The organism is Burkholderia stagnalis (assembly GCF_902830275.1).
Classification (GTDB): domain Bacteria; phylum Pseudomonadota; class Gammaproteobacteria; order Burkholderiales; family Burkholderiaceae; genus Burkholderia; species Burkholderia stagnalis.
Genome location: NZ_CADESW010000015.1, coordinates 72767 through 98515, shown reverse-complemented (window position 1 = coordinate 98515; position 25749 = coordinate 72767). Strand labels below are relative to the sequence as shown.

The following is a 25749-nucleotide window of genomic DNA, read 5'->3' as shown; positions in this document are numbered from 1 at the left end:
GTAGCCCGGCACTAATCTAGCACCACGAACCCCGCGCGGCACGCCGTGCCGGCCGCGGGGCTTGCAATGCAGGACACCGACAGGAGGGACGAACGATGACGACGCATCTCACCGGAACCCGCGACGAATGGCTGGCGGCGCGGCGTGCGCTGCTCGACGCGGAAAAGGCGCTGACGCGACAGGGCGACGAACTGGCGCGGCAACGCCAGGCGCTGCCGTGGGTGCGGGTCGACAAGACCTACCGGTTCGACACCGAAGGCGGCCCGGCGACGCTCGCGGACCTGTTCGGCGGTCGCTCGCAATTGCTGGTCTATCACTTCATGTTCGGGCCCGACTACAAGGCCGGGTGCCCGTCGTGCTCGGCGCTCGCCGATGGCTTCGACGGCTTCGCGGTCCATCTGGCGAACCACGACGTCACGCTGACCGCGGTGTCGCGCGCGCCGCTCGCGAAGCTGCTGGCCTACCGGCAGCGCATGGGCTGGACGTTTCCGTGGGCGTCGTCGGTCGACAGCGACTTCAACTTCGACTTCAACGTGTCGTTCACCGCCGCGCAGCAGCGCACGGGCGAGCTCGAATACAACTACCGACGGGCCGGCCATGCGATGGACCTGACGCCGCCGCCCGAGCCCGTGGCCCGCTTCGCGGCGACCTGCGGCACCGACGCCGCCACGTATTCGCTTGACCGGCCCGGCATGAGCGCGTTCGTGCTCGAGGACGGCGTGGTCTATCACACCTATTCGACCTATGCGCGCGGCCTCGACGGCCTGTGGGGCATGTACCAGTGGCTCGACCGCGCGCCGAAGGGGCGCAACGAGCAGGGCGTCTGGTGGCGCCGGCACGACGAGTACGAACGGCGTTGAGGCGGGGTCTGAATGGCGGGAGGGTGCGATGTGGCTGTCGACGGTGGCCGGGCCCGCTTGCCGGCGACGCACGGCCTGCTTCGGCGTGCTGGCCGTGCTGTTCGCGGGCGTGGGTGTGGTGACGGTCGCGCAGTGCGTGTCGATGGCCGCGATGGGCGGCGTGCCGATGCCCGGCGGCTGGACGATGTCGATGGCGTGGGCGCGACCGTGCGGCCTTGCCTGGACGAGGGCCGCCGCGGCGTTTCTCGGCATGTGGGGCGCGATGACGGCGGCGATGATGCTGCCTGCGCTGGCGCCGATGCTGTGGCGCTACCGGCAGGCGATCGCAGCGGTGGCCGGCACCGCGCGCGCCGTGTGGCTGACTGCGCTTGCGGGCGCCGGGTATTTTGCCGTGTGGGCGCTGGCTGGCGTGGCCGTGTTCGCGGCCGGCACCGCGCTGGCGGCGGCCGCGATCCGGCTGCCCGCGTTCGCGCAGGCCGTGCCGTTCGCGGCGGGCGCCGCGGTGCTGGGCGCGGCCGCGGTGCAGTTCACGCGCTGGAAGGCGCGTCGCCTTGCGTGCTGCCGGGGCGCGCCCGCGCACGTGCGCCCGGCGTCGCCGGACGCGCGGGCCGCTTGGGCCGCATGGCGGCACGGCCTGCGGCTCGGCCTCCACTGCGGCGGGTGCTGCGCGAACCTGATGGCGGCCGCGCTCGCGGCGGGCGTGATGGACCCGCGCGTGATGGCCGTCGCGGCGGCCGCCATCGCCGCCGAGCGCCTCGCGCCGGACGGCGCGCGGGCCGCGCGGCTCATCGGGGCCGGTGCGCTCGGGGCGGGCGCGTGGCTGGTTGCGCGTGCGGCCGGGCTCGCGTGACGCCGCGGGCCGGCCGCCATCGCCCGCAATCGGCCAAAATCGGCCGGCACCGGCGCCGGCGCGAACGGACATGCCGCCGGCCAAAACGAAACCGGATCGAAAACGACCCGAACGGCGATCCGAACGATTCGGCCCCCCAACCACCAGAAAACCGCCTAAGCCTTTGTTCGTGTTGTGAAATTCAACGGCACATCGCGTATAATTCGCTTTTGCGCCCATAGGATTTGCCATGCGTCTGATCCAAAAAGCACTCACTTTCGATGATGTGCTCCTCGTCCCGGCCTTCTCCGACGTTCTGCCGCGCGACACCAGCCTCAAGACCAAGCTGACCCGCAACATCTCCCTGAACATGCCGCTCGTGTCCGCCGCGATGGATACGGTCACCGAAGGTCGCCTCGCGATCGCGATGGCGCAGCAGGGTGGCGTCGGCATCGTCCACAAGAACCTCACGCCGGCCGAGCAGGCCCGCGAAGTCGCGAAGGTCAAGCGTTTCGAATCGGGCGTCGTGCGCGACCCGATCACGGTGCCGCCGCAAATGAAGGTGCGCGACGTGATCGCGCTGTCGCGCCAGCACGGCATCTCGGGCTTCCCGGTCGTCGAAGGCCCGCAGCTCGTCGGCATCGTCACGAACCGCGACCTGCGTTTCGAAACCCGCCTCGACGAACCCGTCAAATCGATCATGACGCCGCGCGATCGCCTCGTGACGGTCAAGGAAGGCACCCCGCTCGCCGAAGCGAAGGCGCTGATGCACAGCCACCGCCTCGAGCGCGTGCTGGTGGTCAACGACGCATTCGAGCTGCGCGGCCTGATGACCGTCAAGGACATCACCAAGCAGACCGAGCACCCCGACGCTTGCAAGGACGAGCACGGCAAGCTGCGCGCGGGCGCGGCGGTCGGCGTCGGCCCGGACAACGAAGAGCGCGTCGAGCTGCTGGTGCAGGCGGGCGTCGACGTGATCGTCGTCGATACCGCGCACGGCCACAGCAAGGGCGTGCTGGAGCGCGTGCGCTGGGTGAAGCAGAACTTCCCGCACGTCGAGGTGATCGGCGGCAACATCGCGACGGCCGCGGCCGCGAAGGCGCTGGTCGAATACGGCGCGGACGCGGTGAAGGTCGGCATCGGCCCCGGCTCGATCTGCACGACGCGGATCGTCGCGGGCGTCGGCGTGCCGCAGATCAGCGCGATCGCGAACGTCGCCGAAGCGCTGAAGGGCACGGGCGTGCCGTGCATCGCCGACGGCGGCGTGCGCTTCTCGGGCGACGTGTCGAAGGCCCTCGCGGCCGGCGCGAACGCGGTGATGATGGGCAGCATGTTCGCGGGCACCGAAGAGGCGCCGGGCGACGTGTTCCTGTACCAGGGCCGCCAGTACAAGTCGTACCGCGGCATGGGTTCGGTCGGCGCGATGAAGGACGGCGCGGCAGACCGCTACTTCCAGGACAACTCCGCGAACATCGACAAGCTCGTGCCGGAAGGCATCGAAGGCCGCGTCGCGTACAAGGGCTCGGTCAACGCGATCCTGTTCCAGCTGGTCGGCGGCGTGCGCGCGAGCATGGGCTACTGCGGCTGCCGGACGATCGACGAGCTGCACGACAAGGCGGAATTCGTCCAGATCACCGCGGCGGGCATGCGCGAGTCGCACGTGCACGACGTGCAGATCACCAAGGAAGCGCCGAACTACCACGTGGACTGAGCGCCGATGAAACCGCTGCTGCGAGCCGTGCTCGTCGTCGATGCGCTGTTGATGCTCGGGTTCGGCGTGCTGTTCGTGCTGACCCCGTGGCGCGCGCTGTTCAGCGCGCTGCAACTGGCGAACGTCGAGCCGGCGATGCTCGGCCAGGCGTTTGGCATCGCGCTGCTGGGCCTTGCGTGGCTCGCCGCGCATGCGGCGGTCAATGGCGACCTGACGGCGCCCGTCGCGCGCGCGGTCGGCCACGTGAACTGGCTGATCGGCGTGCTGACGCTGGTGTGGGCGATCGGCTCGCACGGCCCGGCGCTCGCGGCGGCCGGCCAGTTGCTGTCGGCGGTGGCGGGCGCGGTGCTGTTCGTGCTCGGCCTCGGCGGCGTCCGGCTTGCCGCGGCGGTGCGGCGGCGCGAAAAGGCGCAGGTGGCGCAGGCCGCGCCGGCGCCCGACGCCCGCGCGGCGAAGCGGCTGGCCGAGCCGGTGGCGGTTGCGCCGCGGCGCGCCGAGCCGGTCATCGGCCAGGTCGCGGTGCCGGCGGCGACGCCCGCGGCTTCCGCGCCGGCCGCATCCGGCAACGCGTCGAGCGACGTCGCGCTGGACGAACGTCCGCCGATGCAGGATTGACCGCCATGCGTCGCGCGCCATCCCCGCCCGACGCCGCTGTCCATGCTTTTGACGCAGCGCGCGATGCGCTGCTTTTCTTATCCGTTTGTTCTTCTTCCCGTCCGCAGCCATGCACGACAAAATCCTGATTCTCGACTTCGGTTCGCAAGTCACCCAACTGATCGCGCGGCGCGTGCGCGAAGCGCACGTCTACTGCGAAATCCACCCGAACGACGTGTCCGACGAATTCGTCCGCGAGTTCGCGCCGAAGGCCGTGATCCTGTCGGGCAGCCATGCCAGCACCTACGAAGACCACCAGCTGCGCGCGCCGCAGGCGGTGTGGGATCTCGGCGTGCCGGTGCTCGGCATCTGCTACGGCATGCAGACGATGGCCGTGCAGCTCGGCGGCAAGGTCGAGTGGAGCGACCAACGCGAGTTCGGTTACGCGGAAATGCGCGCGCACGGTCACACGCGCCTGCTCGACGGCATCGAGGATTTCAAGACGGCCGAAGGCCACGGCATGCTGAAGGTCTGGATGAGCCACGGCGACAAGGTCACCGAGCTGCCGCCGGGCTTCAAGCTGATGGCGTCGACGCCGAGCTGCCCGATCGCCGGCATGGCCGACGAGGCGCGCGGCTACTACGCGGTGCAGTTCCACCCGGAAGTCACGCACACCGTGAAGGGCCGCCAACTGCTCGAGCGCTTCGTGCACGACATCGCCGGCGCGAAGCCGGACTGGATCATGCGCAACCACATCGAGGAAGCCGTCGCGCGCATTCGCGAGCAGGTGGGCGACGAGGAAGTGATCCTCGGCCTGTCGGGCGGCGTCGATTCGAGCGTCGCGGCCGCGCTGATCCACCGCGCGATCGGCGATCAGCTGACCTGCGTGTTCGTCGACCACGGCCTGCTGCGCCTGAACGAAGGCAAGATGGTGCTCGACATGTTCGAGGGCCGCCTGCACGCGAAGGTCGTGCACGTCGATGCGTCGGAGCAGTTCCTCGGCCACCTGGCCGGCGTGACGGATCCGGAGCAGAAGCGCAAGATCATCGGCCGCGAGTTCGTCGAGGTGTTCCAGGCCGAGGCGAAGAAGCTCACGAACGCGAAGTGGCTCGCGCAGGGCACGATCTATCCGGACGTGGTCGAATCGGGCGGCACGAAGACGAAGAAGGCGACGACGATCAAGAGCCACCACAACGTCGGCGGCCTGCCGGAAACGCTTGGCCTGAAGCTGCTCGAGCCGCTGCGCGACCTGTTCAAGGACGAAGTGCGCGAACTGGGCGTCGCGCTCGGCCTGCCGCCGGAGATGGTCTACCGCCATCCGTTCCCGGGCCCGGGCCTCGGCGTGCGGATTCTCGGCGAAGTGAAGCGCGAGTATGCAGACCTGCTGCGCCGCGCCGATGCGATTTTCATCGAGGAACTGCGCAACACCATCGCGACCGCGCAGGATGCGGCAGCGGGCTTGTGCGGCGAGGCCGACGTCGGCAAGAGCTGGTACGACCTCACGAGCCAGGCGTTCGCGGTGTTCCTGCCGGTGAAGTCGGTCGGCGTGATGGGCGACGGCCGCACCTACGACTACGTGACCGCGCTGCGCGCGGTGCAGACGACAGACTTCATGACCGCGCACTGGGCGCACCTGCCGTATGCGCTGCTCGGCCGTGTGTCGAACCGGATCATCAACGAAGTGCGCGGCATCAACCGGGCCGTGTACGACATCTCCGGGAAGCCGCCGGCGACGATCGAGTGGGAGTGAGCCCGATGTCGGGTGTCAGCCGGTAGCCGTCGCGGCTCCGTCTGGCCCCGGCCGGCGCATGAAAAATGCCGCGAGGCCGCGCAAGCGGTCTGGCGGCATTTTTCATTGGGGCACGCCCATGCCGGGCACGCCCCCGCGCCCCTCACTCGTAACGCAGTGCCTCCGCCGGCCGCACCCGCGCGCCGCGCCAGCTCGGATAAAGCGTCGCGAGCGACGACATCAGGAATGCCACCACGCCGACTTCGATCACGTCGGCCAGCATGAGCTTCGACGGCAGCTCGCTGAGGAAGTAGACCGACGGCGTCAGGAACTGGATGCCGAGCGTGTGCTCGATCGCGGGCAGCAGCCACGGGATGCTCCACGCGACCGCACAGCCGAGCGCGACGCCCGACAACGTGCCGACGAGGCCGATCGTCATGCCCTGGATCATGAAGATCTTCGTGATCGAGCCCGGCTGCGCGCCGAGCGTGCGCAGGATCGCGATGTCGGCCTGCTTGTTGGTCACCGTCATCACCAGCGACGACACGAGATTGAACGCCGCCACCGCGATGATCAGCAGCAGGATCACGAACAGCATCCGCTTTTGCAGCTGCTCGGCAATGAACCACGTCTTGTTCTGCTGGGTCCAGTCGCGGATATAGAGATCACCGGACAGCGAGCGCGACAGCTGCAGCGCGATCTCGGGCGCGCGCTCCATGTCGTCGACGCGCAGCCGTACGCCGGTCGGCGCGGCGAAATGGAACAGCGTCTGCGCGTCGCCGATGTGGATGAACGCGAGTGCGCTGTCGTACTGGTAATGCCCGGATTCGAAGGTGCCGACCACCTTGAACTGCTTGAACTGCGGCAGCAGGTTGCGCATCTGCGCCGAGCCGCCGGGGGCGAAGAACGTCAGCCGGTCGCCCACCTGTACCTGCAGGTTCGCGGCGAGCGCGGAGCCGAGCACGATCCCGAGCTCGCCCGGCACGAGCGCGTCGAGTCGCCCGCTCTTCATGTCCTTCGCGATGTCGGAGACGCGCGGCTCGAGCCGCGGATCGATGCCGCGCAGCGCGACGCCGGTGACCTTGCCGCTGTTCGTGAGCAGCGCCTGGGCCTCGACGTAGGGCGCCGCGGCCTTGACCGACGGGTTGCGCAGCGCTTCCTCGGCGGTGCGAACCCAGTCGGGCATGGTGCCGGTCGGCGAGAAGATCTCGACGTGCGCGAGCACCGACAGCATGCGGTCGCGCACTTCGCTGCGAAAGCCATTCATCACGGACAGCACGATGATCAGCGCGGCCACGCCGAGCGCGATGCCGGCCATCGACACGGCCGCGATGAACGAGATGAAGCCGTTGCCGGTCGAGCGCTTGCCGGCGCGGGTATAGCGCAAGCCGACCTGCCATTCGTACGGGAGTTTCAACGCGAGATCCTCTGGGTGCGCGATTCGTCGAACCGGGCATTCTAGCGAATCCCGATTGGGGATCCTGTCCGGAAACGTTCCTGCGACATCTTCCGTCGGCGGCGGAAAATAAAGCCACGACGCCTGTCGATTGACGACCGTGCCGCCCGTCGTAGTGGTATCGACGCAAGCCGGCGCGTCCGAACATCTTTGAGGACCGGGTCCGATTACGGAGACAAGGAGGCATCCATGCCAGATTCCCGTTACCGTTGGGTGATCGTCGCCGCGGGCGGCCTGCTGGGCTGCATCGCGATCGGCGCGATGTTCTCGCTGCCCGTGTTCCTGCGCCCGATCGCGCGCGACACCGGATGGTCGGTGACCGGCATCTCGGGTGCGATGACGATCGGCTTCCTCGCGCTGGCATTCGCGAGCATCGCGTGGGGCAGCCTGTCGGACCGCGTGGGGCCGCGCCGCGTCGTCGTGTCGGGCGCGGTGCTGCTGGCCGCGAGTCTCGCGCTCGCCAGCCGCGCGACGTCGCTGGCCGCGTTCCAGCTGATCTTCGGCGTGCTCGTCGGCAGCGGGGCGGCGGCCATTTTCGCGCCGGTGATGGCGTGCGTGACGGGCTGGTTCGACACGCACCGCAGCCTTGCCGTGTCGCTCGTATCGGCCGGCATGGGCATCGCGCCGATGACCATGTCGCCGCTCGCCGCGTGGCTCGTGTCGACGCACGACTGGCGAACGTCGATGCTGATCATCGCCGCGCTCGCGGCGGTGTCGATGATCCCGGCCGCGTTCCTGATCCGTCGCGCGCCGGCACTCGACGGCGGGCAGGGCGCCGCGTCGCAGGCGAGCGCGCCGCAGGCCGCGATGTCGGTCGGGCAGGCGCTGCGCTCGCCGCAGTTCGCGATCCTCGTGCTGACCAACTTCTTCTGTTGTGCGACGCATTCGGGGCCGATCTTCCACACGGTCAGCTATGCGGTGAGCTGCGGCATACCGCTGCTCGCGGCGGTCTCGATCTACAGCGTCGAAGGGCTGGCCGGCATGGGCGGCCGCGTCGTGTTCGGCGTGTTGGGCGATCGCATCGGCGCAAAGCGCATGCTGGTCGCGGGCCTGCTGGTCCAGGCGCTCGGCGCGCTCGCGTATTGCTTCGTGCGCGGCCTCGGCGGCTTCTATGCGGTCGCGACGCTGTTCGGTTTCGTCTATGCGGGCGTGATGCCGCTGTATTCAGTCATCGCGCGCGAGAACTTTCCGCTGCGGATGATGGGCACGGTGATCGGCGGCAGCGCGATGGCCGGCAGCCTCGGCATGGCGGCGGGGCCGGTTGCGGGCGGCCTGATCTTCGACGCGCTCGGCAGCTATGGGTGGCTGTATGTCGGCTCCTTCGCCATCGGTGTCGGCGCGTTCCTGATTGCGCTGACCTTCCGGCCGTTTCCTCGCGACCGGTCGATGCCGGCGGCGGCGTGACGAGCGTGCGTCGTCGTCGAAAGCCTCATCAGGAATACATACCTAATTTCGCGACTTCGCGCGAACGCGGAAACGGCGCGGCACACCGCATTGCGCTACCCCTGCGTGCCGGCTCGAAAAAGATTGCGCAGCTCGTCGTGATTGTGGACGTCGAGCTTGCGATAGATCTTGCGGACGTGATCGACGACCGTGCTGTCGCGCAGCGCGAGACCGCGGGCGATTTCGCTGTGCGAGCGGCCGAGCACGAGCTGCGTGCACAGCTCGCGCTGGCGTTCGGTGAGGCCGAGCCGGAAGCCGAGCCGCTCGATCTCGAGTTCGAGCGGCGGAAAGTGCTCGATGTAGATCACGATCGCGAACTCGCGCTGCATCGCGTCGGCATTGGCGAAGCGATAGGCCTTGAAGCGGAAGCGGCCCGCGGCGGTGCGGCGTTCGAGCATGGCGGGCGGCGCGGGGTGGCCGCGCCAGATCCGGTCGACGTTCGACAGCAGCGGTGCGAGCCAGTCCTGCAGCCGGTCTTGCCGGGCGAACGCGAGCGGCTGGTCGGCCGCGAGCGCCAGCATCCGGACGCTGTCGGTGTTGTGCAACAGGAACCGGCCGGCGTCGTCGACGACCACGATCGCGGACAGGCTGCTTTCCGCCTCGTGCAGCGGCGGCCGCACGGGGCGCGACAACGCATGCGCGAGATGCCGCGCGAACGGCTCGAGATCCCGGTGATTCTTTTCGGAGAACGGACGACTGCCCGGCGCGCGGGACAACTGCAGGCTGCCCCAGCCGCGCGCGCCATCGGTCGCGGTCAGTTCGAGGCAGTGGCGCATCGACACCGGCTGCCACAGGTCCGCATACATCGCGCTCGCGAGCAGCGCATCGTCGTAGTGCGCGCTGTTGCCGAAGCCGCGCCCGCGCCGCATCGCGTCGGAGAACGTGACGCCGAGCACGTCCTGCTGCGCCGTGTCGCGGGCGTTCGAGAAGTACGCGGGCAGCACCGAGTAGACCGTGTCGTTCTGGCTGTACACGTCGCTCAGCGCGTGGTGCTCGTCTGCAAAGAGGAACATGCCCCAGTCGGCGCCGACGATCTGCCGTGCCGCTTCAATCACATGAGGAATGACGAGGCGCGGATCGACGCCCAGCGAACACAGCCGCCGAATGTGACCTGCGAGCGCGACGTGCTTGTCAGACATGACGACGTCCCCCGGGCGTGCGACGGATTCGCGCGCGACTGCATCGCGACGCGGGCCGTTCGCGCGTTTGGCGCGATCAGTTGAGCTTAGGCGGACAACATGACAAATCGCGCAGTTACCCCCTTTCAAGGGGGCGTCAAACGGGCGGGCGATCTCTATCATGGCCGCATTCCCGCCGTCCACCGGTCGTGCGCGCGGCGGGCGTATCGGATTCGCGATGCGGCGCGATGCACGAACGAAACGAGAGCCAACGTGCGATACGGCCGCAGTGCGATGTCGCGCATGACGATGCGCAGGCCCGGGGGAATTCATAGGGGAAATGCCACGGCTGATCGATGCGGCCTCCGGCGTGCGAGCCGGCCGACGGCCGGTGTGTCGGGCACGCGCCTGCGTGGTCGGGCTGGCGGCGCAGGCAACGTGCCCGTACGCAGCGCACGGAACACGCGTCGAAGCGAACGGGCGGTGGGGCAACCGCGCCGCCCGCGTCGAATGTATCGCAGTGCTGCTTCATGTGAGGTGCCACGATGAAGACCACGTACAAGGCGGCGCTCGGCGCTGTCTGCATGCTGGGTGCGGTGGGGACTGCGCTCGCACAGGAGGGAAGTGCACCGGCGTCGTCGATGACGCCGTCCGACGCCGCGATCGGCGCGACGGCCGTGGGCGGCATGCCCGCTGCCGGAACGCAGTCGGGCGGCCCGGCCGGGCTCACGCGTGCGCAGGTCAGGCAGGAACTCTGGCGCGCGCAGAAATCGGGTGAGTTCGAGCGGCTCAACCGGTTCTACGGCGGAGGCAACTGACCGGCGGCCCGTGCACGGCGTGGCGACCGGAGAGGCACCGGTCGCCACGCCGCTTGTCGGGAGCCCGGCCCGGCAACGCGTCCCGATGTGGCGCGATCAAGCGTTGCCGCGTGTCCCGCGCCGTCATAAAACGGGGGGCGAACAGTGCGCAATCGATTGCGCCGTCATTCTGCCTTCACGGGAATGTCGAGCATTCGTTCGAAGTGCCTGTCATACGCGCGTCACCCTGCTAGAATTCGGCTGCCGCATTGTTTCGATTGACCCGATGAGATTGCTTGACGCCCTGGTCGAACAACGTATTGCCGCCGCCGCCGCGCGGGGCGAGTTCGACGAATTGCCGGGTACCGGCGCGCCGCAAACGCTGGACGACGACCTGCTCGTGCCCGAGGAGGTGCGGGTGGCCAACCGTATCCTGAAGAATGCGGGCTTCGTGCCCCCGGCCGTCGAGCAACTGCGCGCGCTGCGCAACCTGCAGGACGAGCTGCGCGCGGTCAGCGACCGCGCCACGCGCTGCCGGCTGCAGGCGAAGATGCTGGCGCTCGACATGGCGCTCGAGTCGCTGCGCGGCGGCCCGATGACCGTGCCCCGCGAATATTGCCGCCGCATCGCCGAACGCCTGTGCGAGCGCGGGCTCGACGACGGGCCCGCCGAAGCGGGGCCGATGTGACGTCCGACGTGCTGCCGGGCGCGCCTGCCGAATCCACGACCGATAATCCCGTACCAGCCGCCGCGCCGGTGTCGGCGCGCGACGCGCATTTCATGCGTCTCGCGCAGGCCGCTGCCGAAGAGGCGCGCGCTGCCGGCGAAGTGCCGGTGGGCGCGGTGCTGGTGCGCGGCGACGAGGTGATCGCGCGCGGCTTCAATCACCCGATCGGCGGGCACGACCCGTCCGCCCATGCCGAAATGGCCGCGCTGCGCATGGCGGCCCAGCAACTGCAGAATTACCGGATGCCCGGCTGCGAGCTGTACGTGACGCTCGAGCCGTGCCTGATGTGTGCCGGCGCGATCATGCATGCGCGGATCGCACGCGTCGTATTCGGCGCCACCGATCCGAAGACGGGCGCGTGCGGCAGCGTGATCGACGCGTTCGCGAATCCTCAGCTCAATCATCACACCGAGGTACTCGGCGGCGTGCTGGCCGACGAGTGCGGCGCCGCGCTGAAGTCGTTCTTCGCCGAGCGCCGCCGCGCGCTGCGCGAGGCCCGTCTCGCCCGCGACCCGGCGTCCGGCACGTGACACGCGGGATGCGGCGCACCCGAAGCCGTTCGGCCCGCCGGTGAACCGCGGGCGGTTCGGACCCTCTAAGCTGGTTTGATCACCGACACGTTCCGCCCATGTCCCTCCCGTCCGCCGCGTCCTATTCCATCCGCCTGCTGGCGCCTTCCGGCTATCCGCACGACCCCGATGCGATCAATCGGGCGCTCGAGCGGCTGAGCGGCGCGCGGCACCGCATCGACAACATCGAGGCGACGCAGCGCCGCTACCAGCGTTTCGGCGGCACCGACGGCGAGCGGGCAGGGGACCTGAACCGGCTCGCGGATCCCGCGCGGCCGCTGCCCGACATCGGGCTCGCGGTGCGCGGCGGCTACGGCGCCGCGCGCATCCTGCACGGGCTCGACTATCGCGGGCTCGAGCGCCGGCTGCGCGACCAGCCGATCGCGCTGGTGGGCCACAGCGACTTCACCGCGATCCAGCTCGCGCTCTATGCGAAGGCGCGCATCAAGACCTTCGGCGGCCCGATGCTGTCGGCCGACTTCGGCGCGGAGACGCCCAGCGAATTCACGATGAGCCACTTCTGGCGGACGATCGCGCAGCCGTCCACGACGATCGTCGCGGAAGCGCCGCAGGTGCAGAGCGTCGACGTGTCCGGCACGCTGTGGGGCGGCAACCTCGCGATTCTTACGTCGCTGGTCGGCACACCCTACATGCCGGACATCGAAGGCGGCATCCTGTTCATCGAGGACGTCAACGAGCAGCCGTTCCGGATCGAGCGGATGATCTACCAGCTGCACCTGTCCGGGCTGCTCGCGCGCCAGCAGGCGCTCGTGATCGGCCAGCTGACCGGCGCGCGGTCGTTCGAATACGACAACGGCTACGACATGCAGGCGATGATCGACCAGGTGCGCGCGGTGATCGGCATCCCGGTCGTCACGGGGCTGCAGTTCGGCCATGTGCCGGACCTGGTGACGCTGCCGTTCGGCGCGCACGCGCAGCTCGTCGCGAATGCGCACGGCTTCAGGCTCACGCTGTCGGACTATCCGCATCTGGGTTGAGGGCGGTACACGCGATCGAAAAGGCGGGTTTCCGCCTTTTTCTTTAAGTGAATGCGCAACTAACGGTCGAGAATTTTCGTCGACCTCAACAAGATCGCTGTCTCGGTCTGCACCATTTTTGTCAACAAAATGGCCGGGAGGGTATACCTCGAGATTGGCCACTGGCGGAAGGGGGATGCTTGCCGTGCATGGATTTCGCGCATGATGCACCAGATCAGGTCGCCGCGATGCGCACCGATTGTGCGGAATCCTCGAAATGAATTGTTGACAATCTTTATGTCCGTCCTACGATGAGGACCATCACGCGATGCAGATCATGAACGAACCCGAATCCGCCCCGTCCGGCGCGCCCGGACCCGAAGCGATCGCCGAAAGGATCCGGACGGCGATCCTCGAGCATCGGCTCGCGCCCGGCGCGAAGCTGACCGAGGCGCAGCTGTGCGAAGTATTCGGCGTCAAGCGCGGGACGATCCGGCAGGCGCTCGCGCTGCTCGCGACCGACCGGCTGGTCGATCTCGAGCCGAACCGCGGCGCGTTCGTCGCGAGCCCCACGCTGCAGGACGTGCACGAGGTGTTCGAGATGCGCCGGATCATCGAGCTGGCCGTCGTCGAGCGGCTGGCGACGGGGCCGGGCGCGAAACGCCTGAAGGGCGTCGCGGCGCTGATCGACAAGGAGCGCAAGGCGTTCGAGCGGCGCGATTTCCCCGCGTGGATCCGCCTGTCGGGCGAGTTCCATACGGCGCTTGCCGCGCTGATGGGCAACGCGACGCTCTGTGCGTGTCTGGACGGCCTCGTCGCGCGCTCGACGCTGATGTCGGCGCTGTACGAGTCGCACGGGCGCAGCCCGTGTTCGTTCGACGACCACGGCGAGATCCTGGTCGCGCTGGAAGCGGGGGACGCGAAGCGCGCGGCCGAGCTGATGGCGCACCACCTGCAGCACGTCGAATTGAGAATGCTGGACCGGCCCGCAACCGGGGCGGTCGATTTGCGCGAAGTGTTCGGCGGCGCCGCGTAAGCGGCGACGGAACCCTGCTTGCGCGCCACCTGAGCTGAAGCAATGCCGGCCGCGGCCCACGCCGCGGCCGCAGGTCCGACCCCGGACGACGACCCCGGGGCGATTTCGATGACGATGGAGCGGCCGCCCGGCCGCGGTCAAGGAGAAGTCATGGCTCAGTTTAGTGTCGCGCACGACAGCGCATATCCGGCGGAAAGCGGCGGCGAGGGCAGTGATCCGCCGTTGCCGGGCGGGTTCAGCGAGCGTCTGTACAACGAAGATTTGGCACCCCTGAAGAATCAGACCTGGGGCGCGTACAACATCTTCGCGTTCTGGATGTCGGACGTGCACAGCGTCGGCGGCTACGTGTTCGCGGGCAGCCTGTTCGCGCTCGGGCTGACGAGCTGGCAGGTGCTGATCGCGCTGATCGTCGGCATCGGCCTCGTCAACGCGCTGTGCAACCTGATCGCGCGGCCGAGCCAGCAGATCGGCGTGCCGTATCCGGTCGCGTGCCGCGCGACCTTCGGCGTGCTCGGCGCGAACGTGCCGGCCGTGATCCGCGGGCTGATCGCGATTGCGTGGTACGGCATCCAGACCTATCTCGCGTCGAGCGCGCTGGTGATCGTCGTGCTGAAGTTCTTCCCGCAATGGCTGCCGTACGCGGACGTGCACCGCTACGGCTTGCTCGGCCTGTCGGCCGTCGGCTGGGCGGGCTTCATGCTGCTGTGGGTGCTGCAGGCGTTCGTGTTCTGGAACGGGATGGAGACGATCAAGAAATTCATCGACTTCGCGGGCCCGGCCGTCTATGTCGTGATGTTCATCCTCGCGGGCTACATGGTGTGGCGCGCGGGCTGGCGCAACATCGGTATCAACCTCGGCGGCGTCAAGTATCACGGCGCCGAAGTGATCCCGGTGATGATCACGGCCATCTCGCTCGTCGTGTCGTACTTCTCGGGGCCGATGCTGAACTTCGGCGACTTCTCGCGCTATTGCCGCAGCTTCGGCGACGTGAAGCGCGGCAACTTCTGGGGCCTGCCGGTCAACTTTCTCGCGTTCTCGCTCGTCACGGTGATCACGACCGCCGCGACGCTGCCGGTGTTCGGCGAGCTGATCACCGACCCGGTCGAGACGGTCGGCCGCATCGACCATCCGACCGCGGTGATCCTCGGTGCGCTGACCTTCACGATCGCGACGATCGGCATCAACATCGTCGCGAACTTCGTGTCGCCCGCGTTCGACTTCTCGAACGTCGCGCCGCGGCTCATCAGCTGGCGCGCGGGCGGGATGCTCGCGGCGGTCGCGTCGATCTTCATCACGCCGTGGAACCTGTTCAACAACCCGGCCGTGATCCATTACACGCTCGACGTGCTCGGCGCGTTCATCGGCCCGCTTTACGGCGTGCTGATCGCCGACTTCTATCTCGTCAAGCGCGGCAGGCTCGTGCGCGACGACCTGTACACGATGTCCGAGCGCGGCGCGTACTGGTACACGGGCGGCGTGAACCGCCGCGCGCTCGCCGCGCTGCTGCCGGCCGCGGTGATCGCGATCGTCTGCGTGATGATGCCGGGCTGGCAGGGCGTCGCGAACTTCTCGTGGTTCATCGGCGCGGCGCTCGGCTTCGTGTTCTACCGGCTGCTCGCGCAACCGAAGGCCTGAGGAGCGCGCGATGAAGATCAAGCTGATCAATCCGAACACGACGCAGCGGATGACCGACGCGATGGGCCGCTGCGCGCGCGAGGTCGCGGCCGGCGGCACCACGGTGGTGGCGGTCAGCCCGCCGATGGGGCCGCCGTCGATCGAGGGCCATTACGACGAGGCGCTCGCGACGCCCGGGCTGCTCGCCGAGATCGCGCAGGGCGAGCGCGACGGTTTCGATGCGTACGTGATCGCGTGCTTCGGCGATCCGGGGCTGTATGCCGCGCGCGAGCTCGCGCGCGGGCCCGTGATCGGCATCGCCGAGGCGGCGATGCATGCGGCGAGCGTGCTCGCGCCCGGCTTCTCGGTCGTCACGACGCTCGCGCGCACCTGCGGGATGGCGTGGCACCTCGCCGAGCGCTACGGGATGAAGCGATTCTGCCGCAACGTGCGCGCGACCGACGTCGCGGTGCTCGAGCTCGACCGCCCGGGCTCGGCCGCGCGCCGGATCATCGTCGACGAATGCCGGCGCGCGCTCGACGAGGACGGCGCCGACGCGATCGTGCTCGGCTGTGCAGGGATGGCCGAATTCGCGCACGAGATCGAGCGGGAGATCGGCGCGCCGGTGGTCGAGGGCGTGACCGCGGCGGTCAAATGGGCGGAAGCGCTCGTCACGCTGCGGCTCGCGACCGCGAAGCGCGGCGACTATGCGCGGCCGCTGCCGAAGCGCTACGACGGCGAATTCGCGCGTTTCAGCCCCGACGCGGCCGCACCGGGCCCGGCGCACGGCCGGCCGGGCGCAGACGCGCCGCAGGCCGCCGCGGCCGGCTTGCCGCACCCGCACATACACACCGTCTGACACGCACTATCTGCGCCGCTGTATGGGCGCGTATGGGCGTTTTCGCTACACTGGGCCGTCAATCGCATCGGCTCCGGCGGGGGCGCCGCAAGGCCGGTGCGAGCGCGGCGGCCCCTCGCCGGGGCCGATCGATACCCAATAATTCAGCAGGTATTCGTCGCACATCGAACCATGTCACTCGATTCCAACTATCCACGCGATCTGATCGGCTACGGCCGCCATCCGGTGCAGGCGAACTGGCCCGGGCGGGCGCGCGTCGCTGTGCAGTTCGTGCTGAACTACGAAGAGGGCGGCGAGAACTGCGTGCTGCACGGCGACCCCGGTTCCGAGCAGTTCCTGTCGGAAATCGTCGGCGCGGCCGCGTATCCGGATCGCCACATGAGCATGGAGTCGATCTACGAATACGGGTCGCGGGCCGGCGTGTGGCGCATCCTGCGCGAGTTCGAGAAGCGCGGGCTGCCGCTCACCGTGTTCGGCGTCGGCATGGCGATCGAGCGGCATCCGGAGCTCGCGCGCGCGTTCGTCGAGCTGGGCCATGAAATCGCGTGCCACGGCTGGCGCTGGATCCACTACCAGGCCATGACGCCGGAGCTCGAGGCCGAGCACATGCGGCTCGGCATGGAAGCGATCGAGCGCGTGACGGGCGAGCGGCCGCTCGGCTGGTACACCGGGCGCGACAGCCCGAACACGCACCGGCTCGTCGCCGAATACGGCGGCTTCCTGTACGACTCCGACAACTACGGCGACGACCTGCCGTTCTGGATGGACGTCGAAGTGTCGGGCGGCGGCACGACGCCGCAGCTGATCGTGCCGTACACGCTCGACACCAACGACATGCGCTTCGCGACGCCGCAGGGCTTCAACACCGCGGATCACTTCTTCCACTACCTGCGCGACGCGTTCGACGTGCTGTACGAGGAGGGCGACGAAGCGCCGAAGATGCTGTCGATCGGCATGCACTGCCGGCTGCTCGGCCGGCCGGGCCGGTTCCGCGCGCTGCAGAAGTTCCTCGACCACATCGAGCAGCACGATCGCGTATGGGTGACGCGGCGTGTCGATATCGCGCGTCACTGGCGCGAACATCATCCGTATCAGCCCAATCTTCGGAACCAAGGGAAAGCATGAAGGCGATGCGTTACACGTTGGAGCAACTGAACACGATGGCGCCGGGCGCATTCGTCGCGGCGCTGTCCGGGATCTTCGAACACTCGCCGTGGGTTGCCGAGGCGGCCGCGGGCGCACGGCCGTACGCGAGCATCGACGCGCTGCACCAGACGATGTCGGGCGCCGTGGAGACGGCCGGCGAAGTGCGCCAGCTCGCGCTGATCAACGCGCACCCGGAGCTCGCGGGCAAGGCCGCGGTGCGCGGCGAACTGACGGAGGAATCGACGCGCGAGCAGAGCGGCGCGGGCCTCGCGCAGTGCACGCAGGAAGAGTTCGACAGGCTGCAGACGCTGAACCGCACCTATCGCGAGAAGTTCGGGTTCCCGTTCATCCTCGCGGTGCGCGGCTACGACCGGCACGGCATCATCGCGAACTTCGAGTCGCGCGTGAACCACACGCGCACCGAGGAGCTACGCGCGAGCCTCGACCAGATCTACCGGATCGCGCGTTTCCGGCTCGACGACCTGATCGACGCCTGAACCCGCTGCGTCGCCTGCCGCGTCGCGGCGGCGACCACGCAATACACAAGCAACACAGACAAGGAACACACCATGGCCATCCCGCTTCTCGACCCCAACGCACCTGATTTCACGCGGCGCTACGTGAACCTCGCCGATCCGCGTCTCGGTGCGCAGGCGCTCGAGGCCAGCGACGATTTCTTCGCGCCGAAGGAGCGCATGCTGAACCCCGAGCCGGCCGTCTTCATCCCCGGCAAGTACGACGACCACGGCAAGTGGATGGACGGCTGGGAAACGCGCCGCAAGCGCACGACCGGCTACGACTGGTGCATCGTCAAGCTCGCGCGCCCGGGCGTGATCAAGGGCTTCGACATCGATACGAGCCACTTCACCGGCAACTTCCCGCCGGCCGCGTCGGTCGAGGCCGCGTTCGTGGCCGACGGCGCGCCCACGCATGCGACCGAGTGGGTCGAGATCGTGCCGTCGACGACGCTGCAGGGCAACAGCCACCACTACGTCGAGGCGAGCGATGCGCGCGCGTTCACGCACCTGCGCGTGAACATCTACCCGGACGGCGGCATCGCGCGCCTGCGCGTGTACGGCCAGCCGCAGCTCGACTGGGCGGGCGCGAGCGCGAGCGAGCTGTTCGATCTCGCCGCGATGGAAAACGGCGGCTACGTGGTCGCCGCGAACAACCAGCACTTCGGCGTCGCGTCGAACCTGCTGCTGCCGGGGCGCGGCGTGAACATGGGCGACGGCTGGGAAACCCGCCGCCGCCGCGAGCCGGGCAACGACTGGGCGATCATCGCGCTGGCGCAGCCGGGCGTGATCCGCAAGATCGAAGTCGACACCGCGTTCTTCAAGGGCAACTATCCGGACCGCTGCTCGATCCAGGCCGCGTACGTGACGGGCGGCACCGACAGTTCGCTGATCACGCAGTCGATGTTCTGGCCGGCGCTGCTCGGCGAGCAGAAGCTGCAGATGGACAAGCAGCACTACTTCGAGCGCGAGCTCGCCTCGCTCGGCCCCGTCACGCACGTGCGCCTGAACATCATTCCGGACGGCGGCGTGTCGCGCCTGCGTCTCATCGGGACGCTCGACAAATGAACACGCTCGTCATCGAAGCGCTGACCCGGGAAGCATTCGCGCCGTTCGGCGACGTGATCGAGACGGACGGCGCGAAGCAGATTCCGATCAACCTCGGCACGACGATCCGCTTTCACGATCTCGCCAAGGTCGACGTCGAAGAGCAAGGCGGCCGCACGCTCGTCAACCTGTTCCGCGGCCAGCCGCGCACGCTGCCGTTCGAGGTGAAGATGCTCGAGCGGCATCCGCTCGGCAGCCAGGCGTTCGTGCCGCTGAACGACAAGCCGTATCTCGTCGTGGTCGCGCCCGCGGGCGAGCTCGATCCGGCGAAGATCCGCGCGTTCGTGACGAGCGGCTGGCAGGGTGTCAACTATGCGAAGGGTGTGTGGCATCACCCGCTGATCGCGCTCGGCGACGTCAGCGATTTCATCGTCGTCGATCGTGGCGGGGACGGGCTGAACCTCAACGAACAGGATCTGCCGCAATCGCTGTGGCTGACCGAGGCGGCGCTGCTCGCGCCGGCGGCCTGAGCTTTCTGCCGACGTCACGGCATCGGCCTGGCGAAACCCGCGCATTTTGCGCGGGTTTTTTTGTGCGTGCGTGATGCGCTCAGGCGGTTTGCGGTTCGGGATCGAGGTGATCGCGCGACTGCATGAGGGTGTCGACGGTCGACGGCGCGAAGCGTCAAGGCGCGACGAGCGGCTCCGCTTCATACGCACGATGCAGCAGCGCGACGAACGACGCCGCGTCGGGCAGCGTTGCCGCGCCGAACCGGCGCACCGCGATGCCCGGCGTCCACGAGTTCATGACGACGGCGCCCGTCATCGCGGGAACATCGGCAGGCGTCAGCGCGCGATCGTGTTGCGCCACGCCGAGCCGTGCCAGCTGCCGGCGCACGATCTGCATCGTGACGCCGTCGAGCCGGTCGGCCGCTGGCCAGACCACCGTGTCGCCGTCCCGGAATGCGAGGTTCCAGATCGAGCCTTCGCTGATGCGCCCGTGACGATCGACGAATGCCGCGTCGTCGAAACCTTGTGCGACCGCGCGGCGCAGGAAGTGCGTCTTGGCGACTTCGCCGACGTGCTTGATGCCCGGCAGCACGCGCTCGTAGTCGAACAGCGCGAGATCGAGCGGGCCGGCGGGGCCCGACGACGGCGGCGCGGTGCGGACCAGCACGTCGAGTGCCTCGTCGTCGCGCGCGGCGGCGAATTCGCCGGTCGTCGCGTGAACGGTCGCGGTCAGCGAAAGCGCCGACGGTGCATGCGCGAGCGCGGCGCGCAGGAACGCGCGCATCCGCTCGTCCGGCAGTGCCTGCCCGAACAATGCATGTGATGCATCGCGCAGCCTGGCGAGATGCAGGTCGAGGCCGCGTATGCGGCCGTCGCGCACCTGCATCGCGGTGAAGTGCGCGTGGCCCGCGAACGCGAGCGGGGCGAGCGCGTCCTGCGTGGCGGCCATGCCGTTGAGCTGGGTGACGAACGGAAACGGGGTGACGGTCATCGATGGATCTCCGGGTTCGGTCGCGGGCAGTGCGCGGCCCGCGTGATCTTCAAGAAGATGTATTGTTTGCCGATTGATGGCGTGCTGAAAAACGAGTAGTTTTCGAACGGTCATCAAATTTCTCTTGAAGATCGATGGAACGCATGTGGCCCGGTACGCGCGCGCTGAGGACGTTCGATGCGGCGGCGCGGCACCTGAATTTCACGCGGGCGGCGGACGAGGTCGGGCTGACGCCGGCCGCCGTCAGTCACCAGGTCAAGGAAATCGAGGAACAGCTTGGCGTCGCGCTGTTCGTCCGCACGAGCCGCAGCATCCGGCTGACGCCTGCCGGCGCCGTGCTGGCCGAAGCCGCCGCCGATGCGCTCGCGGGGCTGCGGCGCGCGACCGCGCGGGCGCGGCGCATGGCGCGCGAACAGACCGAACTGCGCGTGTCGGTCGGCGCGCGCTTCGCGACGCACTGGCTGTTGCCGCGCCTGCCGCGCTGGCGGGCCGCGCATCCTGCGCTCGACCTGACGTTCGACATCACCGACCGGCTGCGCGATTTCGACGCCGACGACGTGGACGTCGCGATCCGCTTCGGCGCCGGGCGCTATCGCGATGCGTGCGCGGAGCGCCTGTTCGGCACGTCGGTCGTCGCGGTCTGCAGCCCGGCGCTGCTGGCGGCTGGGCCGGCTTTGCGTGCGCCGCACGACCTGCTGCGCCATACGCTCTGCCACGTGGCGTGCGAGGTCGACGGCGTGGCGTGGCCCGGCTGGTCGGCGTGGATGGCGGCGGCCGGCGTCGACGGCTTCGACGACGGTCGTTGCGTCGCGTTTCCGGACGCGAGCCATGTCGTGCAGGCCGTGATGGACGGCACGGCGATCGGGCTTGCGGAGCCGGAGCTGATCGCGCGCGACCTTGCGGAAGGGCGCATCGTGCGCCTGTTCGACGTGCGCGTCGAGGTCGCGCCGACTGTCGCGTACCACGTCGTGTACCCGGAACGCACGCGCGACGATCCGCGCATCGTCGCGCTGCGCGGCTGGCTCGCGGGCGAGATCGCGTCGATGCCCGCGTGACCGCCCGCGATCGCGACTATCGCGCGTGGTATCGTGCGCGCATCGTCACCACATCGCGTCTCGCCCGGACGCCGATCTCACGATGAGCCAACCCGAAACCGACCTCGCGATCCTGTTGCGCACGATGCAGCCCGAGCTGCACCCGGGCGCGTACGCATTCGTGTCGCTGCCGCACGATGCCCACGTATCGTTATCCGAAACGATTGCGACCTTCCATGAAGCGGAGGGACTGACGGTCGTCGTCAGCGAGGAAACGGCGGCCCGCCACGGCTGGCCGGTGCTGTTCCGCGCCGCATGGATCACGCTGACCGTGCACTCCGACCTGCAGGCGGTCGGGCTCACGGCCGCGTTCGCCCGGGCGCTCGGCGCGGCCGGCATCAGTTGCAACGTGATGGCGGCTGCGTACCACGACCACATCTTCGTGCCGTTCGACGAAGGCGCCCGGGCGCTCGACGCACTGGTCGCGCTGCAACGCGATGCAGCGCGCGGCTAGCGAGCCGGGCCGCATACCCCGGTAATCCTCGCTGGAACAAAAAACGGGCCCGCTTCCGGGCCCGCAAAGGGAGAGGGTGGCGCCGGCGCACCGGCACGCGGCAGCTTACTTCGTCGCGCCGCCCTCGAACCACGCGGCGAGCTTGATGCGCTCGTCGTCCGTCATGTGCGTGACGTTGCCGATCGGCATCGCCTTCAGTCGCACGGCCTGTTCGTAGATGCGCTGCGCGTTCTTCGACACTTCGTCCGGCGTATCGAACATCACGCCGGCGGGCGCGCTGCCCATCAGCGTCGGCTTGGCCGAGTGGCACTGGACGCAGCGCTGCTGCAGGATCGGCATGATGTCGTTGATCACGACCTTCGGCGCGTTCGCGGCCTGCGCTTCCGGTGCGACCGGCTTCGGCGTCGTCCACACCAGCGCGCCGGCCAGCAGCGCGACGCCGCCGATCGGCAGGTACCACAGCTGCTTGCCGCGGTGGCGCATCACGAAGAACTGGCGGATCAGCGCGCCGGCCAGCATGATCAGCACGAGCACGACCCAGTTGAACTTGTTCGTGTACGTCATCGCGTAGTGGTTCGACAGCATCGCGAACACGACGGGCAGCGTGAAGTACGTGTTGTGCACCGAGCGCTGCTTGCCGCGCTTGCCGTAGATCGGGTTCGGCTCCTCGCCCTTGAGCATCTTGTCGACCATCTTGCGCTGGCCGGGAATGATCACGAAGAACACGTTCGCCGACATGATCGTCGCGAGCATCGCGCCGACGATCAGGTACGCGGCACGGCCTGCGAAGATGTGGCACGCGAGGTACGCGGCGACGACGACGTAGATGCCGACGCAGATGCCGAGCAGGCGGTCGTTGGTGCCGAGGATGCGGCACAGCGAGTCGTAGACGATCCAGCCGGCCGCGAGGAAGCCGAGCGCGGACGCGACAGCGACCACCGGGCCCATGTCGAGCACGTTCTTGTCGATCAGGTACGTGTTCGGCGCGAGCAGGTACAGCACGAAGAACAGCGAGAAGCCCGACAGCCAGGTGGTGTACGACGGCCACTTCGACCAGTGCAGGTCATCCGGCATTTCCGGCGGGGCGACCGTGTACTTCTGCATGTTGTAGAAGCCGCCGCCGTGGACGTGCCACAGCTCGCCGAACACGCCGCGCTTGCGCTGGTTCGGGTCGGTCGGCGGTTTCAGGCTGTTGTCGAGCGCGACGAAATAGAACGACTCGCCGATCCACGCAATGGCGACGATGACGTGCAGCCACCGCAGCGCGAGGTTCAGCCAGTCGGTGATGAAGCCTTCCATGAAACTCCTCCAGACTCAGATCGTTGTCTTTGATGCGGGCAGCCGATACGTGTGTCAGCTGCCGCGATACGTGCTGTACGACCACGGCGACACGAGCAGCGGCACGTGGTAGTGCGAGCCGGCGTCGGCGATGCCGAAGCGCAGCACGACGCGATCGACGAAGCGGGGTTCGGGCACCTTCACGCCGAGCGACGCGAAGTAGTCGCCGGCATGGAACACGAGTTCGTATTCGCCGGCGCTGAGCGCGGCGCCTTCCAGAAGGGGTTCGTCGCAGCGGCCGTCGCTATTGGTCAGCACGGTCTTGATCGCGCGGCGCGATTCGCCGTCCAGCGCGTAGAGGTCCACCTTGAGTGCGGCGCCGGGGCGGCCGTGCGCCGTATCGAGGACGTGGGTAGTGAGCTTTCCCATTCGCAGTTTTCCTTGTGTGAATGCGAGGTTCGGCGGCGGCTCGATCCATGGACTGTGCGGCGGATCGAGGCTCCACGTCACGTGGCTACATACCCGTCGGCGAAGTAGAAGCGAGCGCCGTGCAGGCATTGTAAGAACGTTCCCGATGCAAATACGGGCGCGATAGCAAAGATAATGCGCCGCGCATGAGCCGCTGTCGACGGCGGGAAAAAACCCCGCCGTGCCGCGCTCGGCGGGCTGTTGAACGGCCCTCGCGCGTACCATATCGAAACCGTGAAGCGCAGTATTCGGCGTGGCGCATTGTGCGGCGCGCGCGCATCGGCGATCCTCCCGCCGTGCGCGTCGGCCCGAGGCCGGCGCGCACCCCGAAGACGGCGAGCACGCCGGGTAACCGGGCCAGGGCGTTCGAACGGACGCAGGCACCGGGGCGTGCCGCGAATCAGCGTTCGAACGGCTTTGCGATTGCCCGAAAGGGCTGACCGACGCGGAGAACGCATGAATCCCGAGCAGCACTCCGGCGCGCAGGCACGCGCGCCGCACGTATCCCCATCCCGCCCGAAGACCTTGCTGGTCAAGCACGCCGACGTGCTCGTGACCATGGACGACGCGCGCCGCGAGCTGCGCGACGCGGGGCTCTATATCGAAGACAACCGGATCGTCGCGATCGGCCCGAGCGCCGAGCTGCCCGATACCGCCGATGAAGTGCTCGACCTGCGCGGGCACCTCGTGATCCCGGGGCTCGTGAACACGCACCATCACATGTACCAGAGCCTCACGCGCGCGGTGCCGGCCGCGCAGAACGCCGAGCTGTTCGGCTGGCTCACGAACCTGTACCGGATCTGGGCGCACCTGACGCCCGAGATGATCGAGGTGTCGACGCTCACCGCGATGGCCGAGCTGCTGCAGTCGGGCTGCACGACGTCGAGCGATCATCTGTACATCTATCCGAACGGCAGCCGGCTCGACGACAGCATCGGCGCCGCGCAGCGGATCGGCATGCGCTTTCACGCGAGCCGCGGCGCGATGAGCGTCGGCCAGCGCGACGGCGGGCTGCCGCCCGATTCGGTCGTCGAGCGCGAGCCCGACATCCTGCGCGATGCGCAGCGGCTGATCGAGACCTATCACGACGAAGGACGCTACGCGATGCTGCGGGTCGTCGTCGCGCCGTGCTCGCCGTTTTCGGTGAGCCGCGAGCTGATGCGCGACGCTGCGCGGCTCGCGCGCGAATACCGCGTGTCGCTGCACACCCACCTCGCGGAGAACGTCAACGACATCGCGTACAGCCGCGAGAAGTTCGGGATGACGCCGGCCGAATACGCGGAAGATCTCGGCTGGGTTGGGCACGACGTCTGGCATGCGCATTGCGTGCAGCTCGACGACGCGGGCATCGGCCTGTTCGCGCGCACCGGCACGGGCGTCGCGCATTGCCCGTGCTCGAACATGCGGCTCGCGTCGGGCATCGCGCCGGTGAAGAAGATGCGGCTCGCCGGCGTGCCGGTCGGGCTCGGCGTCGACGGCTCGGCGTCGAACGACGGCGCGCAGATGGTCGCGGAAGTGCGGCAGGCGCTGCTGCTCCAGCGCGTCGGCTTCGGGCCCGACGCGATGACTGCGCGCGAGGCGCTCGAGATCGCGACGCTCGGCGGCGCGAAGGTGCTGAACCGCGACGACATCGGCGCGTTGAAGCCCGGCATGGCCGCCGACTTCGCCGCGTTCGACCTGCGCCAGCCGCTGTTCGCGGGCGCGCTGCACGATCCGGTCGCGGCGCTGGTGTTCTGCGCGCCGTCGCAGGCGGCGTACACGGTGGTGAACGGGAAGGTCGTGGTGCGGGAAGGGCAGTTGGCGACGCTCGACCTGCCTCCCGTCATCGCGCGTCACAACGCGCTCGCGCAGGCGCTCGTCGAAGCGTCGCACTGACGCGGCGCACCGGCCGCCCGCCGTGACGATGCACGGCGGCGGCCGGCCTATTG

25 protein-coding genes are annotated in these 25749 nt (G+C 68.6%); 20 read left to right on the top strand and 5 right to left on the bottom strand.

All coding sequences use genetic code 11. The features are described from left to right. The first annotated feature begins 95 nt into the window (after positions 1 to 95). From HWY45_RS24205 to guaA, 5 genes are all read left to right on the top strand, one after another. Entirely contained in the window at positions 96 to 860 is a 765-nt protein-coding gene (locus HWY45_RS24205; RefSeq protein WP_059809591.1) for a DUF899 domain-containing protein, read from the top strand. Between the two features lie 28 nt (positions 861 to 888). Beyond that, on the top strand, positions 889 to 1710 hold the full coding sequence (locus tag HWY45_RS24200) for a copper chaperone (protein ID WP_059885162.1): 822 nt from the start codon (positions 889 to 891) through the stop codon (positions 1708 to 1710). A 229-nt stretch (positions 1711 to 1939) separates the two neighbouring features. Further along, positions 1940 to 3400 carry an IMP dehydrogenase gene (gene guaB, locus HWY45_RS24195; protein ID WP_059563450.1) on the top strand — a complete coding sequence of 487 codons (1461 nt, stop codon included), beginning with the start codon at positions 1940 to 1942 and terminating at the stop codon, positions 3398 to 3400. Positions 3401 to 3406: 6 nt separating this feature from the next. Continuing rightward, positions 3407 to 4015: a hypothetical protein gene (locus tag HWY45_RS24190; protein ID WP_059885160.1), complete on the top strand. Its 609-nt coding sequence runs from the start codon at positions 3407 to 3409 to the stop codon at positions 4013 to 4015. Positions 4016 to 4124: 109 nt separating this feature from the next. Continuing rightward, positions 4125 to 5744: a glutamine-hydrolyzing GMP synthase gene (guaA, locus tag HWY45_RS24185; RefSeq protein ID WP_059809586.1), complete on the top strand. Its 1620-nt coding sequence runs from the start codon at positions 4125 to 4127 to the stop codon at positions 5742 to 5744. Positions 5745 to 5886: 142 nt separating this feature from the next. Here guaA and HWY45_RS24180 read toward each other — a convergent pair whose 3' ends face one another. Beyond that, complete coding sequence (locus HWY45_RS24180; RefSeq protein ID WP_059809584.1) at positions 5887 to 7140, bottom strand: lipoprotein-releasing ABC transporter permease subunit; 1254 nt, start codon at positions 7138 to 7140, stop codon at positions 5887 to 5889. A 228-nt stretch (positions 7141 to 7368) separates the two neighbouring features. Here HWY45_RS24180 and HWY45_RS24175 point away from each other — a divergent pair, with 228 nt between their 5' ends. Beyond that, entirely contained in the window at positions 7369 to 8583 is a 1215-nt protein-coding gene (locus tag HWY45_RS24175) for an MFS transporter (RefSeq protein WP_059885158.1), read from the top strand. A gap of 95 nt (positions 8584 to 8678) precedes the next feature. Here HWY45_RS24175 and HWY45_RS24170 read toward each other — a convergent pair whose 3' ends face one another. After that, on the bottom strand, positions 8679 to 9761 hold the full coding sequence (locus HWY45_RS24170) for a helix-turn-helix transcriptional regulator (RefSeq protein ID WP_059809580.1): 1083 nt from the start codon (positions 9759 to 9761) through the stop codon (positions 8679 to 8681). A gap of 524 nt (positions 9762 to 10285) precedes the next feature. Between HWY45_RS24170 and HWY45_RS24165 the strand changes: the two genes are divergently transcribed. From HWY45_RS24165 to HWY45_RS24115, 11 genes are all read left to right on the top strand, one after another. After that, positions 10286 to 10558 (top strand): DUF4148 domain-containing protein, encoded by a 273-nt coding sequence (locus tag HWY45_RS24165; protein ID WP_059809578.1) that lies wholly within the window; start codon positions 10286 to 10288, stop codon positions 10556 to 10558. A 265-nt stretch (positions 10559 to 10823) separates the two neighbouring features. After that, entirely contained in the window at positions 10824 to 11225 is a 402-nt protein-coding gene (locus HWY45_RS24160; RefSeq protein WP_026044634.1) for a DnaJ family domain-containing protein, read from the top strand. After that, positions 11222 to 11794 (top strand): tRNA adenosine(34) deaminase TadA, encoded by a 573-nt coding sequence (gene tadA, locus HWY45_RS24155; protein ID WP_059809576.1) that lies wholly within the window; start codon positions 11222 to 11224, stop codon positions 11792 to 11794. Before HWY45_RS24160 ends, tadA begins: the two co-directional genes overlap by 4 nt. Before the next feature lie 98 nt (positions 11795 to 11892). Further along, positions 11893 to 12831, top strand: a complete 939-nt coding sequence (gene ldcA / locus HWY45_RS24150; RefSeq protein WP_059885156.1) for a muramoyltetrapeptide carboxypeptidase — start codon at positions 11893 to 11895, stop codon at positions 12829 to 12831. A gap of 307 nt (positions 12832 to 13138) precedes the next feature. Further along, on the top strand, positions 13139 to 13846 hold the full coding sequence (locus HWY45_RS24145) for a GntR family transcriptional regulator (RefSeq protein ID WP_059565581.1): 708 nt from the start codon (positions 13139 to 13141) through the stop codon (positions 13844 to 13846). Between the two features lie 150 nt (positions 13847 to 13996). Next, positions 13997 to 15481 (top strand): NCS1 family nucleobase:cation symporter-1, encoded by a 1485-nt coding sequence (locus tag HWY45_RS24140; protein ID WP_059885154.1) that lies wholly within the window; start codon positions 13997 to 13999, stop codon positions 15479 to 15481. Positions 15482 to 15491: 10 nt separating this feature from the next. Further along, complete coding sequence (locus HWY45_RS24135) at positions 15492 to 16319, top strand: aspartate/glutamate racemase family protein (protein ID WP_059885152.1); 828 nt, start codon at positions 15492 to 15494, stop codon at positions 16317 to 16319. Between the two features lie 171 nt (positions 16320 to 16490). After that, positions 16491 to 17444, top strand: a complete 954-nt coding sequence (gene puuE, locus HWY45_RS24130) for an allantoinase PuuE (RefSeq protein ID WP_059565577.1) — start codon at positions 16491 to 16493, stop codon at positions 17442 to 17444. Beyond that, entirely contained in the window at positions 17441 to 17962 is a 522-nt protein-coding gene (gene uraD, locus HWY45_RS24125; protein WP_059565576.1) for a 2-oxo-4-hydroxy-4-carboxy-5-ureidoimidazoline decarboxylase, read from the top strand. The genes puuE and uraD overlap by 4 nt, the downstream gene beginning before the upstream one ends. Before the next feature lie 72 nt (positions 17963 to 18034). After that, positions 18035 to 19048, top strand: a complete 1014-nt coding sequence (alc, locus tag HWY45_RS24120; RefSeq protein ID WP_059885150.1) for an allantoicase — start codon at positions 18035 to 18037, stop codon at positions 19046 to 19048. Next, on the top strand, positions 19045 to 19557 hold the full coding sequence (locus tag HWY45_RS24115) for an ureidoglycolate lyase (protein WP_059885148.1): 513 nt from the start codon (positions 19045 to 19047) through the stop codon (positions 19555 to 19557). The genes alc and HWY45_RS24115 overlap by 4 nt, the downstream gene beginning before the upstream one ends. A gap of 154 nt (positions 19558 to 19711) precedes the next feature. Here HWY45_RS24115 and HWY45_RS24110 read toward each other — a convergent pair whose 3' ends face one another. Continuing rightward, a complete protein-coding gene (locus tag HWY45_RS24110; protein ID WP_059885146.1) occupies positions 19712 to 20527 on the bottom strand; it encodes an aminotransferase class IV family protein in 816 nt (271 codons plus the stop codon). Between the two features lie 134 nt (positions 20528 to 20661). On the opposite strand from HWY45_RS24110, the gene HWY45_RS24105 reads away from it, so the two are divergent. Continuing rightward, entirely contained in the window at positions 20662 to 21582 is a 921-nt protein-coding gene (locus HWY45_RS24105) for a LysR substrate-binding domain-containing protein (RefSeq protein ID WP_059885144.1), read from the top strand. Between the two features lie 82 nt (positions 21583 to 21664). After that, positions 21665 to 22075 carry an ACT domain-containing protein gene (locus tag HWY45_RS24100; RefSeq protein WP_059885142.1) on the top strand — a complete coding sequence of 137 codons (411 nt, stop codon included), beginning with the start codon at positions 21665 to 21667 and terminating at the stop codon, positions 22073 to 22075. 105 nt (positions 22076 to 22180) lie between these two features. On the opposite strand, the gene HWY45_RS24095 is transcribed toward HWY45_RS24100, so the two are convergent. Next, positions 22181 to 23374: a urate hydroxylase PuuD gene (locus HWY45_RS24095; protein WP_059565561.1), complete on the bottom strand. Its 1194-nt coding sequence runs from the start codon at positions 23372 to 23374 to the stop codon at positions 22181 to 22183. A 54-nt stretch (positions 23375 to 23428) separates the two neighbouring features. Further along, positions 23429 to 23782, bottom strand: a complete 354-nt coding sequence (gene uraH, locus HWY45_RS24090) for a hydroxyisourate hydrolase (RefSeq protein WP_059565559.1) — start codon at positions 23780 to 23782, stop codon at positions 23429 to 23431. 495 nt (positions 23783 to 24277) lie between these two features. Here uraH and HWY45_RS24085 point away from each other — a divergent pair, with 495 nt between their 5' ends. Beyond that, complete coding sequence (locus HWY45_RS24085; RefSeq protein ID WP_059885139.1) at positions 24278 to 25696, top strand: 8-oxoguanine deaminase; 1419 nt, start codon at positions 24278 to 24280, stop codon at positions 25694 to 25696. Positions 25697 to 25749 lie beyond the last annotated feature (53 nt).